Here is a 16,561-nt window from a genome sequence, read left to right as displayed (position 1 = left end):
GGTCCGTCAGGCCGGGGCGATCGGGCGCCCGACCGTCAGCGCCTCGCGCAGGGGGCCGTCCAGCTGCGCGTACGCCGCATCCGGCTCGGCGCCGACCGCCTCGAGCACCGAGCTGAAGAAGCACCGCGCCGCCGCGGCGAGCACCACGTCGAGCACCTCGTCGTCGGCGAGCCCGAGCTCCCGCAGCTCGTCGAGGTCCCCCGGTCGCAGGTCGGCGGCGCCGGCGGCGACCTTGTCGGCCAGCCGGGCGATCGCGTGGTCGACCTCGGTCAGCTCCTCGGCGTCGTCCCCGCGAGCGAGCGCACGCACCGCACCCGGGCTCATGTGGCCACGTGCGAGCACGCCGCCGTGCGCGAGCGAGCAGTAGCTGGACCGCAGCCGCAGCGCCGCGGCGGTCGTCGCGACCTCGTAGCGACGGGGGTCCATGCCCTTGATCGCGCCGTTGAGACCCTGCCACGCGCGCAGCACCGCGGGTCGCTGCGCCAGCACCCTCGTGTAGTTGGCGACGTAGCCCAGCGTCGCGCGGTCCTTGTCGAACGCCGCCGCGACCTCGCCCGTGGGGTCGTCTCCCTCGTCCGCCTCGCGAATCCAGCTCATGCGTCCTCCCGGTCGGTCGGGACGATCATGACGCCGGCACGGCGTGCACGTCGAGGACGACGGTGCCGGCGATGACGTCCGCGGCCGTGCGTCCGTCGCCCCGTCCCGCCTGCACGGCCAGCCCGATCAGGCAGGCGTAGGACGAGCCGAGCAGGAGGGCGCCGGCGCCGCTCTTTCCGCCGCGGGCGGACCACACACCCTGGTGCGCGAGCTCCCACGGCAGGGCGGTGGTGAGCGCCCGGCGCAGGACGGCGGCCCCGACAGTGAGGTCGCCTCCCCCGACCGGCTCGATCGCCAGACCGAGCGCCCGCATGCCCGGCGTGCCCCCGCGGGCGTCGGCGATCCCCAGGACGAGGGCCGCCGGGATGGTCACCAGGGCCGGGACCAGCAGCCGGGGGCGTCCGGCGAGCGAGATCGGGGGCGAGGTGCCGCGGCGGACCGCGAGCCCGTTGACGGCCGCGACGACCGCCAGGGGGACGGCGACCACTGCCCCGTCGATCATTGCCGCGACCGCGCGGCGTCCTGCGTGCCGAAACCCGGTCATGCCACCTCCGTGCGCCAACCCCCGCGCAGCACCGTAGCGGGCAGAGTGGGTGTCGTGTCAGTGCCTGCGGTCACCGTTGCCGCCGCGAACAACGCCGCCTGGTGCGACCTCGTGGTCCGCGCGACCGGCCGCCCCACCGTGACCGCACCACGCCTCTGGTCGACGCCGAGCCGTTCGCCCGTCGCCTACCCGGACGCGGTGACCCTGCGGCCCGGGGTGCCGGTGGCCGAGGTGCTCGCGGCCATCGACGACTCCGCCGGCGCGTCGGTCAAGGACTCCTTCGCCGACCTCGACCTCGCCCCGCACGGCTACGCCGTGCTGTTCGAGGCCCAGTGGCTGACCCGGCCCGCGCGTGCCCCGAGCGAGGTCGGGCTGCCATGGCGGGCGGTCGACGCCGGGACGCTCCCGCAGTGGCTCGCCGCGCACGGGTCGGCGGCGATCGCGCCCGCGGTGCTCGACGACCCCGTGGTCCGGCTGCTGCTCGCGTCGGACGCCGACGGACCGATCGCCGTCGCCGCGCTGAACCGCTCGGGCGAGACTCCCGTGGTCGGGATCTCGAACGTGCGGGCGCTGCGGGTCGAGCCCGAGATGGTGTGGTCGGAGCTGACCGTGCTCGCCCGCCGCGAGCTCGGCCCGTACCCCTTGGTGGGCTACGAGTCCGGGCCCGACGTGATCGCGCCGACCGCCGTCGGCTTCGAGCCCCTCGGCCCGCTGCGCGTCTGGCTGCGGTGATCMCACGCCGCGTGTCACGGCTCGATCGTGAAGCCCGTGAGCCCCTCCGGAGCCTCCGTCGCGACGTCGACGCCCGACACCCCCGCGCCACCTGGTCCGGTCCGGCACCACGCCTCGAGGGCGTCGACGGCCTCGTCCGGGCCCTCGAGCACCGCCTCCACCGTGCCGTCGGACCGGTTGCGCACCCAGCCGCTGACGCCGAGCCGGCGGGCCTCGCGGGACAACGACCAGCGGTAGCCGACGCCCTGCACCATGCCGTGCACCAGGAGCCGGCGGCGCGTCATCGCGTCCCCGCGTTGCTGTGCTCGGCGGGGCCGAAGACCACGAGCACGTGCAGGTCCTCGGCGATGTCGACGAAGCGGTGGGGCTCGAGCGCGGGCACGAACGCCACCGCGCCGGGGCCGACGTCGACCGTGAGATCCGGCGTCCACAGCCGCGCCCGACCGCGCAGGACGACGTAGATCTCGTCCTCCGTGTGCGGCTGCTGGCGGTCGTCGTCGCCGACCGCGAGCACGTAGGTGCCGACGCTCAGCGCCGGGACCCGGAGGTGCTCGGTGTACCGGGTCTCGCCGGGCTCGCCGGCATGCTCGAGGAGATGCACCCCTCCAGTGTGCCGCCATCCATCGTCAACTCAGGGTTGACCGGGCTTCGATCGTCAACCTACGGTTGACGCATGACGACGACCCGCCTGCAGAACCCCGTCCGCCTCGACGACCTCATCGAGGCCATCACCACGACCCAGCCGACCGTCCTCGACCAGCTCTCGACCGCGGTGCTCACCGCGCAGGCCCTGGGTGACGTCGCCGACCACCTGATCGGCCACTTCGTCGACCAGGCCCGCCGGTCCGGCGCGTCGTGGACCGAGATCGGCGCGAGCATGGGGGTGACCAAGCAGGCCGCGCAGAAGCGGTTCGTGCCCAAGGACCCCGGTACGCCCTCCGCCGCCGAGGGCTTCGCTCGCTACACCGACGCCGCCCGCAGCGTCGTCGTCGCCGCGCAGAACGAGGCGCACGCCGCGGGCAACGCCGAGATCACCACGGCGCACCTCGCCCTGGGCGTGCTCGGCGCACCGGAGGACGTCGCCGCGCGAGCCGTCGCCGCGCAGGTCACGTCGCTCGCCGACGCCCGCGCGACCCTCGCCGCATCTCTTCCGCCGGCCGTCTCCCCCGTCCCCGCTTTGGTCCCCTTCGACGCCGCCGCGAAGAAGGCGCTCGAGCTGACGTTCCGCGAGGCGGTGCGGCTCGACGACGACCGGGTCGACACGGGCCACGTCCTGCTCGCCCTGCTCGAGGTCGAGGACGGCACGGGTCCGCTCGCCGCGCTGGGGCTCGACAAGTCGGCCGTGGAGGCCTTCGTGCTGGCCGAGCGCCCCGAGGACGCCGCCACGGCGTAGCGGTCCCGATACGCGTCCGACCGCGTCGGCAGGGGAAGATGCTCGGGTGACCTCCCCCAGCGTGACCTCTGCCGACCGGACGGACGGCGGCCGCCGCTTCCGGACCGCCCTGTTCGTCGACTTCGACAACGTGTACATCGGCCTCCAGCGCCTGGACCCCGTGGCGGCCGAGGCCTTCGCGACGGATCCCGGGCACTGGCTGGGCGAGCTCGAGTCCGGCAGCGACTCCGAGGGCGACTTCACGCGCCGCTTCCTCATCCGCGCCTGCTACCTGAACCCGTCGAGGTTCTCGCAGTTCCGGCCCAACTTCACGCGCGCCGGGTTCCAGGTGGTCGACTGCCCGTCGCTGACCCAGCAGGGCAAGAGCAGCGCCGACATCAACCTCGTGCTCGACGCCGTCGACGCCCTCGCGGCGCCGACGCTGTACGAGGAGTTCGTCATCGTCTCCGCCGACGCCGACTTCACGCCGTTGGCCCTCCGGTGCCGCGCCGCCGACCGCCGGGTGACGATCATGACGGCCAGCCCCGCGGCGAGCGCCTACCGCGCCGTCGCCGACTCGGTCATCACCGCCGACGACCTCGCCGACCTGGTGACGCAGACCGCGTCCACGCTTGCCGTCGAGGACCCGGTCGAGCCGACGCGCGCTCGCACGGCGGCCCAGCCCGAGCGGCCCGCGGCCGATGCACCGGCGGCGGTGCCGCCCGCGGCCAAGACGCCGGCGACGGGCGGGGCCTCCGCCGCCGCACGCAAGGCCGTGCTCCAGCGGGTCCGCACCGCGGACCGTCCCGTGCCCCTCGGCACGATCGTCCAGGTCGCCCAGAAGGCGGACCCGAGCCTGCAGGAGAGCCGGTGGGCGGGGACGGGGGGCGTGCTCCCGTGGCTCGCGCGCGCCGTGCCGGAGGTCGGCGCGTCGTCCCGTCCCCCGGGCTACGTGTGGGACCCCAAGCGGTTCGGCGAGGCCGACCTGCCGGGCGCGGTGACCGACACCGACCCCAGCGCACTGCAGCGCCAGGTCATCACCGTCACGGACACCCCGGGGCTGAGCGCCGAGAACTACCGGGTGCTGCTGACGGCACTGGCGGCCGACCTGCACGCGCACCCGTTCAACCGGGCCGAGACGTCCAAGCGCGTGCGCAACGCCTGCCAGAAGGCCGGCGCGCAGGTGGGCCGGTCCACGGTCAACTTCGTCATCGGCGGCATCATCTTCGCCGGCCTCGAGCTCACGCCGACCACCGGCGCCGGCGACCTCGCGCTCGCCTGGACCGAGAACGTCGTCGGCCTCTGCCGCGGCGCGCGGATGCAGCTCAGCCCGGGCGACGTCGCGGCGATCGGCGCGTGGGTCGGCGGCGGCCTGCTGGAGGACTGAGCCCCGGCCTACCGGTCGTAGTCGAACCGCAGCCGCATCCGGTCGCCGCGGAACACGATCGACGAGTACTCGAACGGCCGCGACAGGGCGTCGAAGATCACGTCCTGCAGCTGCAGGGCCGGCTCGCCGCGTCGCATGCCGAGGTGCTTGGCGTCGGCCGTGCTCACGGCGACGGCCTCGAGGTCCTCGCGCACGTGCTTCATCGGCAGGCCGTAGTGCTGCTCCAGCACGACGCAGAGCTGGTTGGCGACGACGTCGTGCCCGTCGAGGCCGGGCGCGAGGCGGGCCGGGACGTACGAGCGGTGCAGGCTGATCGGCTCGCCCTGGACCGAGCGCACGCGCACGACCACGTAGGTCTCGTCGCCCTCGCCGAGCGCGAGCCGCTCGCGCACGCCCTGCGACGGGGCCTCCAGCGCGAGCGAGACCAGCCGCGTCGACGTCTCGTAGCCGAGCCCCTCGAGCTGCTCGCGCACGCCGCGGTAGGCGGGTGACGTCGCGTTGATCTTGGGCGTCGCGACGTAGGTGCCCTTGCCCGGGACGCGGACCAGCAGGCCGTCGCCGACGAGCTTGGTGAGGACGCCGCGCACCGTCATCCGGCTCAGGCCGAACATCCGGTTGAGCTCGTTCTCGGACGGGATCCGCTGCCCGGGTGCCCACTCGCCGCTGGTGATCCGCGCGTGCAGGATCGTCTCGAGCTGCGCGTAGAGCGGCACGGCCGACTCCCGCTCCAGGACCTGGGTCATGAGCCCAAGGGTTCCACGGATCTCGCTCGTGTGGTCGTGCATGAGTAGACCTGTCTAGACTGCGGACAGATCGGGACGATGCGGTCCTGGTCCACCGGTCTGTCCCACGACGGACACCGGCCGCTCCCCGGGAGGGCTGAGCATGATCTCGTCGACGCTGACGATGACGCGGACCGCGCGCGAGCGCGGCTACGCGGTCCCGGCGGTCAACATCCTCGACGACCTCAGCCTGCGCGCCGTGATCGCCGCCGCCGTGGCCGCGAGCGCGCCGATGATCGTCCAGATCTCCGTCAAGACCGTCCGCTCGATCGGCACCGACCTGATCACGACGATGTTCCGGTCCGCCGCCGCCGACGTCCCCGTGCCCGTGGCCCTGCACCTCGACCACTGCCCCGACCGGGCCGTCATCTCCGACGTGGTCCGCGCGGGCTGGTCGTCGGTGCTGTTCGACGCCTCGGACCGCGACCTGGCCACCGCCGAGCGCGAGACGGCCGAGGTGGTCGCCGAGGCGCACGCCGCCGGGGTCGACGTCGAGTCGGAGATCGAGAACATCATCGGCGTGGAGGACGGCGTCGGGTCCGACGTCTCGTTGCACTCGTACGACGTGGCGACGCTGGCCGCCGTGGCCGAGCGCACCGGCGTCGACCTGCTCGCGCCCCAGCTGGGCACCGCGCACGGCGAGTACAAGGCGCAGCCGGTGCTGCTGCCGCAGCGCGTGCGCGAGCTCGCCGCGCTCACCGACCGGCCGATCGTGCTGCACGGCGGGACCGGCCTGACCGCGGACGACTTCGCGACGTTCATCGCCGCCGGCGTCTCGAAGATCAACATCTCGACGGGCGTCAAGGTCGCGTACATGCGCTCGGCCGAGAAGCACCTGGCCGAGGCGCGCGCCCGTGACACGTGGGACCCGCCGTCGATGTTCCGCGACATCTCGGCCGCCGTGCAGGCGGCCATCGCGGTGCACATCGAGGAGTTCGGCGCCGCGGGCCGGGGGGCGGCATGAGCCCCACGCTCGTCTTCGACTGCGACGGCGTCCTCGCCGACACCGAGCGCGACGGCCACCTGCCCGCGTTCAACCGGACGTTCGCCGACGCCGGCCTGCCCATCCACTGGAGCGAGGAGGAGTACGGCCAGCTGCTGGCGATCGGCGGGGGCAAGGAGCGGCTCGCGACCGTGTTCACCCCGGTGTTCGTCGACGCCGCGCACCTGCCCACCGACCCCGACGAGCAGCGCGACCTCATCGCCCGCTGGCACAAGGCCAAGACCGCGCACTACACGGCGATGGTGGCCGACGGCGTCCTGCCCGGGAGGCCCGGCATCGCCCGCCTGGTGGCCGAGGCCTCGGCGGCGGGCTGGGGCCTCGCGGTCGCGTCCACGTCGGCCGAGGCCTCGGTGCGCGCCGTCCTCGAGCACGTCGTCGGCGACGACCTCGCCGCCCGGTTCGCGGTGTTCGCCGGCGACGTCGTGCCCGCGAAGAAGCCGGCGCCCGACATCTACCTGCTCGCGCTGCGCGAGCTCGGGGTGGGGCCGGAGGAGGTCGTCGTCGTCGAGGACAGCGCCAACGGCCTGCGGGCCGCGCTCGGCGCCGGGCTGCGCACGGTCGTCACGGTCAGCAGCTACACCGCCGCCGAGGACTTCACGGGGGCGTCGCTCGTCGTGAGCTCGCTCGGTGACCTGCCCGACACGCCCGCCGACGTCCTGGCCAACCCGCACGGCCTGTCGATCGACGGCCAGGTCGAGCTGTCCCACGTCGCCCACCTCCTGCAGACCCCGTAGCCGCCGACCCGAAGAGAGAGCGAAGCGCCGTGTCCGATGCCCGCGTCGAGTCCGTCGTCCGCACCATCGCCCAGACCTGCATCGAGAACGAGAAGTACTTCGGCGACCTCGACTCCGTCGTCGGCGACGGGGACTTCGGGTTCTCGCTGGCGCGCGGCTTCGAGAACGTGGTGACCCAGTGGGACACGTTCGACCGCACCGACACCGCGACGTTCCTGCAGAAGGTCGCCCTCGTCATGACGGGGCGGATCGGCGGGACCTCGGGACCCATCTGGGGCACGGCGTTCCTGCGGGCCGCCGGCCAGGTCAAGGGCAAGCAGGAGATCACGGGCGACGACGTCGTCGCCATGCTGCGAGCCGCGATCGAGGGCATCAAGGCGCGCGGCGGCGCGGACCTGGGCGAGAAGACCCTCCTCGACGCCCTCGCCCCGATGACGGACACGATCGAGAAGGAGCTCGCGTCGGGCTCGTCGGCACCGGACGTCGCCCGGGCTGCCGCCACGACAGCGCGCGACGCCGCCGAGGCGACCAAGCCCATGCAGGCCCGGCGCGGCCGCGCCTCCTACACCGGCGAGCGCAGCATCGGGTCGGTCGATCCGGGCGCGGTCGCGGTCGCGGTGCTGGCGGAACGGATCGCCGACACCTGGTGACGCACGTCCGCGCCCCGGGGGCGACGCGGCGACAGGTCAGAAGAACACGACGATGTGGAGGAACGACCGATGAAGAAGTTCGTCAACGACCCGAAGAACTTCGTCCCCGAGATGCTCAAGGGCATCGCCCTGGCCAACCCCGACACCCTGCGCTACGTGCCCGAGTACAACCTGATCATGCGCGCCGACGCCCCGAACCACGACAAGGTGTCGATCATCCAAGGCTCGGGGTCCGGCCACGAGCCGGCGCACGTGATGGTGGTGGGCAAGGGCATGCTCGACGGGGCGTGTCCCGGCGACGTGTTCGCGGCGCCGCCCATGGAGTACGTGCTGGAGACGGCGAAGCTGCTGGCCTCGGACAAGGGCGTCCTGCTGCTGGTCAACAACTACACCGGCGACAAGATGGCGTTCGAGATGGCGGCCGAGCTGGCGGAGGCCGAGGGCCTCAACGTGCGGACGCTGTTCATCAACGACGACGTCGCCGTCAAGGACTCGACCTGGACGGTCGGTCGGCGCGGCGTGGCGGGGAACTTCTTCGTCATGAAGGCCGTGGGGGCGGCGTCGGAGGCCGGGGCGTCGCTCGAGGAGCTCGTGCGGATCGGCGAGAAGGTCAACTCGGTGACCCGGACCATGGGCATCGCGCTGACCCCGTGCACGCCGCCCGCCAAGGGCTCCCCGCTGTTCGAGCTGGCCGACGACGAGATGGAGGTCGGCGTCGGCATCCACGGCGAGCCCGGTCGCCGTCGGGCCAAGCTGGTGAGCGCCGACGAGATCGTCGACGAGCTGCTCGGCGCCGTCGTCCCCGACCTGCCCTACTCCTCGGGCGACGAGGTCGCGCTGATGATCAACGGGCTGGGCGGCACCCCGATCAGCGAGCTGTACCTGCTGTACGGGCTCGCGCACGAGAAGCTGGCCGCACAGGGCATCACCGTGGGACGCAGCTACGTCGGCGAGTACTGCACATCGCTCGACATGGCCGGCGCCTCGCTCACCCTGGTCAAGCTCGACGACGAGATCAAGGAGCTGCTGCTGGCGCCCGCCGAGATCGCCAACCGGGTGTTCTGACCTCGACCGCCACGCGCGGCGGCGCCCGCGGGTCCGCCGCGCGTCGCGGAGCTCCCGCGCCCGAACGGGGGATCTTCCTTACCGGTACACCTTTTCCTTACCGGTACACCTTGTGCTCGGCCGTCCGGATTGTCATGCTTCCCGTGACGGCCTCGCGTCGTCGGTTTTCGCGAACGGTCATCCGACAACGACGTAGGAGACTCCGTGTCCAGACCCCTGCCCCGCACTCGCTCGATGCTGCTCGCTGCCGCCAGTGTGGTAGCGCTCTCACTCGCCGTCGCGGCTCCTGCCGCGGCTCATGACGGCCGCGGCCACCACGCGCCGCCGCCGGCCACGCGGCTGTTCACTCCCCCGCCGGACGACGGCGCCGTCCAGCAGATCAAGCAGCTGGTCAAGACGCGCCAGTGGGCCGACGCCGCGGCGCTGACCAAGATGGCCGCCACGCCGCAGGCCGTCTGGTTCACCTCGGGGACGCCCAAGGAGGTCAAGAAGGCCGTCCAGAAGACCATGCTCCAGGCCCGGATCACGCACTCGATCCCGGTGCTGGTCGCGTACAACCTGCCGTTCCGCGACTGCGCCCAGTACTCCGCGGGCGGGGCGGCGGACACCGCGTCCTACCTGGCGTGGATCGACGCGTTCGCCGCCGGCGTCGGCGACGGCCAGGCGATCGTGCTGCTCGAGCCCGACGGCCTCGGGATCATCCCCTGGTACACGTCGAACCAGGGTGCGCAGGAGTGGTGCCAGCCCGCCGAGCTGAACCCCGCGACCGCCGCGAGCGACCGGTTCACGCAGGTCAACGGCGCCGTCGACCGGCTGACCGCCCTGCCGAACACCTCCGTCTACCTCGACGGCACGCACTCCGGCTGGCTCGGCGTCGGCGACATCTCCGACCGCCTGCACAAGGCCGGCGTCGAGAAGGCCGACGGCTTCTTCCTCAACGTGTCCAACTACGAGACGTCCGAGCGCCAGGTCAAGTTCGCCTCCTGGATCTCACAGTGCCTCTGGTACGGGACGAACACGGCCGAGGGCGGCTGGCGCGTCGGCCACTTCGACTACTGCGCGTCGCAGTACTACCCGGCCGACCCGGCCGACTTCAGCACCTGGACGAGGACCGACGACTGGTACACCACGGAGGTCACCAACGCCGCGGGCGCGCCCAGCGGCCCCGACGTCCTGAAGCACGCCGTCATCGACACGAGCCGCAACGGGCAGGGTCCGTGGACCRCACCCGCGGGGAGCCCCGCCGGTGACCCGCAGGTCTGGTGCAACCCGCCCGGCCGCGGCCTCGGCCTCAAGCCGACCCTGACCACCGGCAGCCCGTACGTCGACGCGTACCTGTGGGTGAAGATCCCGGGCGAGTCCGACGGCGAGTGCACGCGATGGGACCCGGCCGGCGGCATCGACCCGGTGCGCGGGTACGCCGACCCGGCAGCGGGCGCCTGGTTCCCGGAGATGGCCCTGGAGCTCGTGCACAACGCGAACCCGCCACGGAGGTGCCCACCGACGACCGTCGGCGGTCGGCGGCGTCAGCCCCCGGCCCAGGTCATGACGAGGACGCAGACGTCGTCGCGCTCGTCGTCCGCGTGCGCCAGCAGGTCGGTGACCAGTGACGCCACCGATCCGCCCGGCTCCAGCAGGCCCGCGCCCGCGTCCGCGAGGGCGTCCAGGCCCGTCCTGAGCGCGCGGTTGCGACGCTCGATGAGGCCGTCCGTGTAGAGCACGAGCAGGTCGTGCGGGAGCAGGGTGGTCACGGCCTCGGCCCGGCCCGTGCCGATCCCGAGCGGCGTGGACCGGCCCTCCCAGAGGAACTCGTGCGCGCCGGCCGCCGTGACCCGCAGCGGGGGCAGGTGACCCGCGCAGGCGTACCGGACGCGGCCGGTGCCCAGCTCGATCTCCGCGTAGGCGAGCGTGGCCATGAAGCCCACGGCCGCCTGCTCGACGAACCGGTCGAGCCGGGTGAGCAGCGCGGCCGGGCCCACGCCCGGCCCGGCGACGGCGCGGACCGCGGAGCGCAGCTGGCCCATCGCGGTGGCGGCGTGCAGCCCGCGACCCACGACGTCCCCGACGACGACCGCGAGCCGGTCGTCGTCGACGAGGAAGGCGTCGTACCAGTCGCCGCCCACCTCCAGAGCCTGCACGCCGGGCCGGTACTCCGTGTCCACAGTGAAGCGGCGGTCGGTCGGCAGGTGCGTGGTGAGCAGCGCCAGCTGCAGCTCGTGCGCGACCGCCGCCTTGTAGGCCGCGTCCGTGTCGGCGGCGGTCCGCGCGGCGAGCAGCTCACGCTCGTAGCGGGACCGCTCGGCCGCCCGAGACAGCGCGACGTCCACCGTGCGCTCGCCGGTCTCGGTGTGCCAGGCGCGCGCCGACATCAGGACGGGCAGCCGCCCGTCGGGGCCGCGCAGCTCGACCGCGACCTCGTCGATCCGGCCCTGCATGTGCAGCAGCGGCGACAGGTGCGTCTCCCAGTAGATCCGCCCGCCGACCGACAGCAGCTCGCTCAGCCGCGTCAGGCCCACGACGTCGCGGGCGTCGCGGCCGACCCACTCCAGGAACATCCGGTTGGCGTCGGCGATCGTGCCGTCGGCGTCCAGCCGCAGCAGCGCGACCGGCGCCGCATCCCAGGCCTGGCTACGCCCGGACAGGGGCATGGGCCAGGTAGGCGGTGATGGCGTCGACCACCTGGTCGGGTGCGCTCAGGTTGGGACAGTGCCCGACGGCGTCGAGGAGCACGAGCTCGCTGCCGACGAGGTGCTCCTGCACGTACCGCCCGACCTCCGGCGGCGCGATCACGTCCTCGCGGCACTGCAGCACCAGCGCCGGCGTGGTCACGGCGGCCAGGTCGGCGCGGTTGTCGGACAGGAACGTGGTGCGCGCGAACCGCTTGGCGATCGCCGGGTCGGTCCGGCAGAAGGAGTTGGTCAGCTCGTCGCCGAGCTCCGGGCGGTCGGCGTTGCCCATGATGACCGGCGCGATGAACGCCGACCAGCCGAGGTAGTTGTCGTCCATCGTCTCGAGCAGCTCGTCGATCTCGACGGCGCTGAACCCGCCGCGGTACCCGTCGTCGTCGACGTACCGCGGGCTCGGGCCGACGAGCACCAGCCGGTCGAACAGATCCGGACGCCGGGTCGAGGCCAGGGCGCCGATCATCGCGCTGACCGAGTGCCCGACGAACACCACGGGCCCCAGGTCGAGCTCCTCGAGGAGCTGGACGACGTCGTCCGCGTAGCCGTCGAGCGAGCCGTAACGCTGCGGGTCGTAGGCGGTGAGGTCCGAACCGCCCGCACCGACGTGGTCGAACAGGACCACCCGGTGCGTCGCCTCGAAGGCGGGAGCCACGAACCGCCACATGCTCTGGTCGCAGCCGAACCCGTGCGCGAAGACCATCGCCGGCGCGCCGAGGACCCCGGTCAGCACGACGTTGTTCTTGGAGCGCACAGTCATGGCTCGAGCCTAGGCGGCTGGGGCGGCCCGCCCGGACGCGCGGCGGCCACCTCGCGGATGCTGTCGACGACGAGCTCGGGCACGGCGTCGTCGTCGCCCACCGATCGGTCCGGAAAGTCGAAGACGGCCAGCATCAGCTGCATCGGGTAGGTGGGTGGGTTCGGGCAGGACCGGACCACGACGCCGTCGACCGACAGCTCCGCGCTGTCCCGCGACCGGTCGACCGCGTAGGTGTGAGACTCGGAGACGTCGATCGGGAGCCGTACCGCCGCCCAGTCCTCGGCGACCGCCGGGTCCCGGAAGGGGTGCAGGCCGACGCCGACCTCGGCGGAGCCGGGTCGGACGGCGTCGCCGAAGACCTCCATCACGCAGATCTCCGCAGACCGCGCCGGCCGGTCCTCGAGGCCGACCAGCCAGAACGCCGCCATCGACCTCGGCGTCAGCACGGCGCGCGCCCGCAGCTCGAGGATCCCCGACGTCGGCGTCCAGCCCCGGAACGGCTCCTGCGCCTCGCGCACCACGAGCCCGTCGCGGTACGGCTGCTGCCCGCGGGTCCCGCCCACCGGCCCGGACCAGTTGCCGGACTGGATCCCGGACACCCTCGTCGGCGGCAGGTGGTCGCCCTCGCACCAGACGCCCTGCGACGGCGGGATCCGCAGCACCAGGCAGGAGTCGCGCAGCTCGTAGGACGCCCGCGTCAGCTCCCGGGAGCTCCACGCCGGCAGGTAGTGCGGCAGCCAGACGGCAGGATCGAGGTCGGGTCCGTCGAAGTCGTCCTCGAAGACCAGTCCGTCGGGGTGGTCGGTCACGAACCCAGTCTCCGACAGCACCGAGCAGAAGGCAGCCCCTCCATGGACGTCCCCCGCTGGGCGCTCGCGTCCGCGATCGCCGCACCCGTCGCCATGATCGGCGGCTGGACGCTCGCCGCCGCGCAGCAGCCGTCGTTCGACGCGGTGGAGGAGACGATCAGCGCGCTCGCGGCGTCGACCGCGACCGACCCCTGGATCATGACGGCGGGCCTGGCGGTCACCGGCGTGGCGCACATGGTCACGGCCGCGGGCCTGCGGCCGGTCCCCAGCACTGCCCGGGCGCTGCACGCGCTCGGCGGCGCCGCGACACTGGCCGTCGCGGCGCTGCCGGTCGACAGGTACCCGGCCGCGCACGGCGTGGCGGCGGGTATCGGGTTCGGGGCGCTCGCGCTGTGGCCCGCGCTCGCCCGGCGCCGCGGCGCGACCGGCATCCTGCGGCCGGCCGTCGCCGTCGGCGCCTCCGCCGCCCTCGTCGGGCTGCTCGGCGTGTTCGTCGTCGAGCTGCAGGGCGGCGGTGCGGCGACCGGTCTCTCCGAGCGGGCCGTCGCCGGCGCGCAGGCGCTCTGGCCGCTCGTGGTGGTCGTCGCGCTGCGACGCGAGGCCGCCGGACGTCAGACGAGTCGCTCCGCCAGGACGTCGAACGCGGAGTCCCACCCGTCGTAGACGCTCTCGTCGCCGGGCTGCCCGCCCACGCCGTCAAGGTGGAAGACCATGCGCGTGCGCTCCCCCAGGTCCTCGAGCGTCACGGTGATCACGGGGGCCAGCTCCTCCGGGTCGCCCGGGTCCACCCAGGTGAAGACGAGACGTGACGGCTCGACGACCTCCCGGTAGGTGCCCGCGGTCGAGTAGGTGCTGCCGTCGGGCGCGACCATCGTGTAGCGGTACCGGCCGCCCGGGCGCACGTCGAGCTCGACCGAGTCGCGCGGCGTCTCGAGCCCCCGCGGGTGCCACCATGCCGCGGCCTCGTCGGGGTCGGTCCACGCCCGCCAGATCTCGGCGCGCGGTGCGTCGAAGATGCGCGTGATGGTGAAGGCCTTCTCCAGGGTCTGCTCTGTCTCGATCATCGGTCTGCCTCTCCTGTGATCTCGTGGTTCTCTCGGGTGTGTCGCGTCTGGCGCAGCCGCTCGTCCAGCAGGTCGAAGCGCTCCTCCCAGTGCCGACGGTGACCGTCGACCCAGGTGGCGACCTCGTCCAGCGGCTCGGTGCGCAGGGCGCAGGTGCGCCACTGGGCGGTCACCGTGCGCTCGATCAGCCCCGCCTCCTCGAGCACCCGCAGGTGCTGCGAGACGGCGGACCGACTCATCGCGAACGGTGCGGCCACCTCGCCGGCCGTCGTCGGGCCCTGGGCGAGCTGCGTGAGGATCGCCCGCCGGGTGGGATCGGCGAGCGCCGCGAACACCACGCTCAGGGCGTCCCGTGCCGGCATGTGAGCAACTCCTTAATTAAGCGACGCCTTCAACGTACGCCGGCATCCCGCGACAGGCAAGGGGCACCGTGACACCCTGACCCGATGGCACCGACCGACCTCGAGAGCCCCACGACCGCCCGCACGGTCGGCCGGATCGCGCTCGGCGCGGGCCTGCTGTTCGCCGGCACCAGCCACCTCACGTGGAGCCGCACCGAGTTCCGTGCGCAGGTGCCGCCGTGGATCCCGGTGGACCCTGACGCCGTCGTCCTGGCGTCCGGGGTCGTCGAGCTCGCGCTCGGCGGCGCGCTCGTCGCGCTCCCCCGGCACCGCGTCACCGTGGGGTGGCTCGCCGCGGCGTTCTTCGTCGCGATCTTCCCCGGCAACATCTCGCAGCTGGTCACGCGCACCGACGCGTTCGGCCTCGACTCCGACCGGGCACGCGCGATCCGCCTGGTGTTCCAGCCGCTGCTGGTGCTCTGGGCGCTCTGGTCGACCGGCGCCTGGCGGGCCTGGCGACGTCGCTCGGTCGGCTAGCGCGACACGGCGCGCGCGACGCGCACGGCGTCGATCCGCGCCTCCCGCAGGAGACCGCTGATCGGCTGGTTGTAGCCCACGAAGTACAGGCCCGGCGCGGCAGGCGCCGTCCGGGCGCCGCGCGCGACCGGCATGCCCTGCGCGTCGAGGACGCCGAGGTGGCCGACGAGCGTGTCCAGCCCGCGCCGGTAGCCGGTGGCGGCGATGACGACCTCGGGCTGGATCCGCGCGCCGTCGGCGAGCACCACGTCGGCCCCGTCGAAGGACTCCACCGCCGCGACCGGCTCGACCGCCCGGGCCTGGACCGCCGCGATGAGCCCGACGTCCTGCACGGGCACCGAACCCACCAGCACCCGCGAGTAGAGGCCGGTCGTGGGCCGAGGCAGGCCGAACTCCGACAGGTCCGGCACCTCGACGCGGGCGACGCCGCGCGCGATCCGGTCGACCACCGGCACCGGCAGGTGCCGCACCAGGATGCCGGTCCCCTGCGCCGGCCAGCCGAAGTTGGACCGTCGGACGATGTGCGGCGGCGTCCGGATCGCCAGCCGCACCCGGGAGGCGCCACCCTCGGTGAGGTCGACCGCGATCTCCGCCCCGGTGTTGCCGACCCCGACGACGAGCACGTCCCGCCCCCGGTACGGGCCCGCGTGGCGGTAGTCCGAGGCGTGCACGAGCTCGCCGGTGAACGTCGCACGGCCGGGCCAGGCGGGCGGGACGGGCGTGTGGTTGTAGCCGGTCGCCACGACGACGGCTCGCGCGCTCAGCGACTCACCGGTCGCGGTCTCCACCCGCCAGGTGCCGCTGACGTCGCGGTCGATGCGGGCGACCTCGACACCCGTCCGCACGTCCAGCCGGTGGTGCGCGGCGTAGGCCTCGAGGTAGCGCACGACGTCGGCCCGCGCGACCCAGCGTCCGTAGCGTCGCGGGATCACCAGGCCCGGCAGGCTCGACCCGCGGCGCGTGGTGTGCAGGTGCAGCCGCTCGTAGTGCCGTCGCCAGGACGCGCCGACCGCGTCCGAGCGCTCCAGCACGAGGGCCGGTACCCCGCGTCGACCGAGCGAGGCCGCGACGGCGAGGCCCGCGGGGCCTCCGCCGACGACGATGACGGGGAGGCTGCCACTGTGCATGGCACCTTCCTACCTCCTGGACGCATGTCCAACCAAGGGCCGTCCGGGTGGCCGCTCACGATCGACAGTCGGAACTGGACAGTCTGGACTGACGACTTTACGGTGAGTGCATGGACCAGACCATCACCGAGCCCGCGGCCGTCGCCGCCCGGGAGCTGCGCGTCGTGTTCGGCCGCCTCCGACGCCGGCTCCGCGAGGTCTCGGGGGACAGCGAGCTCACGCCCTCGCAGGCGTCGGTCCTCTCCCGCCTGGACAAGGACGGCGCCGCCACGGCGAGCGCGCTCGCGACCGCCGAGCGCGTCCGGCCCCAGTCAGTCGCCGCCACCCTGGCCGCCCGCCCCGGCCGCGCCGGCCCCCGCCGACATGGATGCCAAGC

Annotated in this window: 20 protein-coding genes and 2 pseudogenes; 11 read left to right on the top strand and 11 right to left on the bottom strand. The window is 73.5% G+C overall.

Annotated elements, in window-relative coordinates:
• Window positions 1-6: 6 nt before the first annotated feature.
• Entirely contained in the window at window positions 7-597 is a 591-nt protein-coding gene (locus tag AC1DQC_RS17465) for a carboxymuconolactone decarboxylase family protein (protein WP_477052499.1), read from the bottom strand.
• Between the two features lie 25 nt (window positions 598-622).
• Window positions 623-1,141, bottom strand: coding sequence for an RDD family protein (locus AC1DQC_RS17460; protein ID WP_477052498.1), 519 nt, complete (start codon window positions 1,139-1,141; stop codon window positions 623-625).
• 54 nt (window positions 1,142-1,195) lie between these two features.
• On the opposite strand from AC1DQC_RS17460, the gene AC1DQC_RS17455 reads away from it, so the two are divergent.
• A complete protein-coding gene (locus tag AC1DQC_RS17455) occupies window positions 1,196-1,873 on the top strand; it encodes a hypothetical protein (RefSeq protein ID WP_477052497.1) in 678 nt (225 codons plus the stop codon).
• Window positions 1,874-1,887: 14 nt separating this feature from the next.
• Here AC1DQC_RS17455 and AC1DQC_RS17450 read toward each other — a convergent pair whose 3' ends face one another.
• Window positions 1,888-2,157, bottom strand: coding sequence for an acylphosphatase (locus tag AC1DQC_RS17450; RefSeq protein ID WP_477052496.1), 270 nt, complete (start codon window positions 2,155-2,157; stop codon window positions 1,888-1,890).
• Entirely contained in the window at window positions 2,154-2,474 is a 321-nt protein-coding gene (locus tag AC1DQC_RS17445) for a cupin domain-containing protein (RefSeq protein ID WP_477052495.1), read from the bottom strand. The genes AC1DQC_RS17450 and AC1DQC_RS17445 overlap by 4 nt, the downstream gene beginning before the upstream one ends.
• Window positions 2,475-2,546: 72 nt before the next feature.
• On the opposite strand from AC1DQC_RS17445, the gene AC1DQC_RS17440 reads away from it, so the two are divergent.
• Together AC1DQC_RS17440 and AC1DQC_RS17435 are read left to right on the top strand one after the other, a co-directional pair.
• Window positions 2,547-3,266, top strand: a complete 720-nt coding sequence (locus AC1DQC_RS17440) for a Clp protease N-terminal domain-containing protein (RefSeq protein ID WP_477052494.1) — start codon at window positions 2,547-2,549, stop codon at window positions 3,264-3,266.
• 46 nt (window positions 3,267-3,312) lie between these two features.
• The gene (locus AC1DQC_RS17435; RefSeq protein ID WP_477052493.1) at window positions 3,313-4,632 is read left to right on the top strand and encodes an NYN domain-containing protein; all 1,320 of its coding nucleotides are present in this window, start codon (window positions 3,313-3,315) and stop codon (window positions 4,630-4,632) included.
• An 8-nt stretch (window positions 4,633-4,640) separates the two neighbouring features.
• Here AC1DQC_RS17435 and AC1DQC_RS17430 read toward each other — a convergent pair whose 3' ends face one another.
• Complete coding sequence (locus AC1DQC_RS17430; RefSeq protein WP_477052492.1) at window positions 4,641-5,375, bottom strand: GntR family transcriptional regulator; 735 nt, start codon at window positions 5,373-5,375, stop codon at window positions 4,641-4,643.
• Between the two features lie 142 nt (window positions 5,376-5,517).
• On the opposite strand from AC1DQC_RS17430, the gene AC1DQC_RS17425 reads away from it, so the two are divergent.
• The 5 genes from AC1DQC_RS17425 to AC1DQC_RS17405 all read left to right on the top strand — a co-directional run bounded on the left by AC1DQC_RS17425 (window position 5,518) and on the right by AC1DQC_RS17405 (window position 10,582).
• The gene (locus AC1DQC_RS17425; protein ID WP_477052491.1) at window positions 5,518-6,378 is read left to right on the top strand and encodes a class II fructose-bisphosphate aldolase; all 861 of its coding nucleotides are present in this window, start codon (window positions 5,518-5,520) and stop codon (window positions 6,376-6,378) included.
• On the top strand, window positions 6,375-7,151 hold the full coding sequence (locus tag AC1DQC_RS17420; protein ID WP_477052490.1) for an HAD-IA family hydrolase: 777 nt from the start codon (window positions 6,375-6,377) through the stop codon (window positions 7,149-7,151). The genes AC1DQC_RS17425 and AC1DQC_RS17420 overlap by 4 nt, the downstream gene beginning before the upstream one ends.
• A 29-nt stretch (window positions 7,152-7,180) precedes the next feature.
• Window positions 7,181-7,801 (top strand): dihydroxyacetone kinase subunit DhaL, encoded by a 621-nt coding sequence (gene dhaL / locus AC1DQC_RS17415; protein WP_477052489.1) that lies wholly within the window; start codon window positions 7,181-7,183, stop codon window positions 7,799-7,801.
• A 69-nt stretch (window positions 7,802-7,870) separates the two neighbouring features.
• Entirely contained in the window at window positions 7,871-8,866 is a 996-nt protein-coding gene (gene dhaK / locus AC1DQC_RS17410; RefSeq protein WP_477052488.1) for a dihydroxyacetone kinase subunit DhaK, read from the top strand.
• 204 nt (window positions 8,867-9,070) lie between these two features.
• On the top strand, window positions 9,071-10,582 hold the full coding sequence (locus AC1DQC_RS17405; RefSeq protein WP_477052487.1) for a glycoside hydrolase family 6 protein: 1,512 nt from the start codon (window positions 9,071-9,073) through the stop codon (window positions 10,580-10,582).
• Here the strand turns inward: AC1DQC_RS17405 and AC1DQC_RS17400 are convergent.
• The 3 genes and pseudogenes from AC1DQC_RS17400 to AC1DQC_RS17390 all read right to left on the bottom strand — a co-directional run.
• A pseudogene (locus AC1DQC_RS17400) lies at window positions 10,465-11,235 on the bottom strand (PP2C family protein-serine/threonine phosphatase); the annotation flags it as partial. The gene AC1DQC_RS17405 and the pseudogene AC1DQC_RS17400 sit on opposite strands and share 118 nt — an antisense overlap.
• A gap of 259 nt (window positions 11,236-11,494) precedes the next feature.
• Window positions 11,495-12,307, bottom strand: coding sequence for an alpha/beta fold hydrolase (locus tag AC1DQC_RS17395; protein WP_477052486.1), 813 nt, complete (start codon window positions 12,305-12,307; stop codon window positions 11,495-11,497).
• Window positions 12,304-13,116, bottom strand: coding sequence for a glycoside hydrolase family 16 protein (locus AC1DQC_RS17390; protein ID WP_477052485.1), 813 nt, complete (start codon window positions 13,114-13,116; stop codon window positions 12,304-12,306). Before AC1DQC_RS17390 ends, AC1DQC_RS17395 begins: the two co-directional genes overlap by 4 nt.
• Before the next feature lie 42 nt (window positions 13,117-13,158).
• Between AC1DQC_RS17390 and AC1DQC_RS17385 the strand changes: the two genes are divergently transcribed.
• Window positions 13,159-13,779 carry a DUF998 domain-containing protein gene (locus AC1DQC_RS17385; protein WP_477052484.1) on the top strand — a complete coding sequence of 207 codons (621 nt, stop codon included), beginning with the start codon at window positions 13,159-13,161 and terminating at the stop codon, window positions 13,777-13,779.
• Here AC1DQC_RS17385 and AC1DQC_RS17380 read toward each other — a convergent pair.
• Together AC1DQC_RS17380 and AC1DQC_RS17375 are read right to left on the bottom strand one after the other, a co-directional pair.
• The gene (locus tag AC1DQC_RS17380) at window positions 13,728-14,180 is read right to left on the bottom strand and encodes an SRPBCC family protein (protein ID WP_477052483.1); all 453 of its coding nucleotides are present in this window, start codon (window positions 14,178-14,180) and stop codon (window positions 13,728-13,730) included. The genes AC1DQC_RS17385 and AC1DQC_RS17380 overlap by 52 nt on opposite strands.
• On the bottom strand, window positions 14,177-14,542 hold the full coding sequence (locus AC1DQC_RS17375; protein ID WP_477052482.1) for an ArsR/SmtB family transcription factor: 366 nt from the start codon (window positions 14,540-14,542) through the stop codon (window positions 14,177-14,179). Before AC1DQC_RS17375 ends, AC1DQC_RS17380 begins: the two co-directional genes overlap by 4 nt.
• A gap of 84 nt (window positions 14,543-14,626) precedes the next feature.
• Here AC1DQC_RS17375 and AC1DQC_RS17370 point away from each other — a divergent pair, with 84 nt between their 5' ends.
• On the top strand, window positions 14,627-15,058 hold the full coding sequence (locus tag AC1DQC_RS17370) for a DoxX family protein (protein ID WP_477052481.1): 432 nt from the start codon (window positions 14,627-14,629) through the stop codon (window positions 15,056-15,058).
• On the opposite strand, the gene AC1DQC_RS17365 is transcribed toward AC1DQC_RS17370, so the two are convergent.
• Window positions 15,055-16,185 (bottom strand): flavin-containing monooxygenase, encoded by a 1,131-nt coding sequence (locus tag AC1DQC_RS17365; RefSeq protein ID WP_477052480.1) that lies wholly within the window; start codon window positions 16,183-16,185, stop codon window positions 15,055-15,057. The two genes, AC1DQC_RS17370 and AC1DQC_RS17365, sit on opposite strands and share 4 nt — an antisense overlap.
• A gap of 110 nt (window positions 16,186-16,295) precedes the next feature.
• On the opposite strand from AC1DQC_RS17365, the pseudogene AC1DQC_RS17360 reads away from it, so the two are divergent.
• Window positions 16,296-16,561 (top strand): annotated as a pseudogene (locus AC1DQC_RS17360) (hypothetical protein); the annotation flags it as partial.

Source organism: Cellulomonas sp. P4_H12 (assembly GCF_056400905.1).
This window is presented reverse-complemented; position numbering and strand designations above follow the sequence as displayed.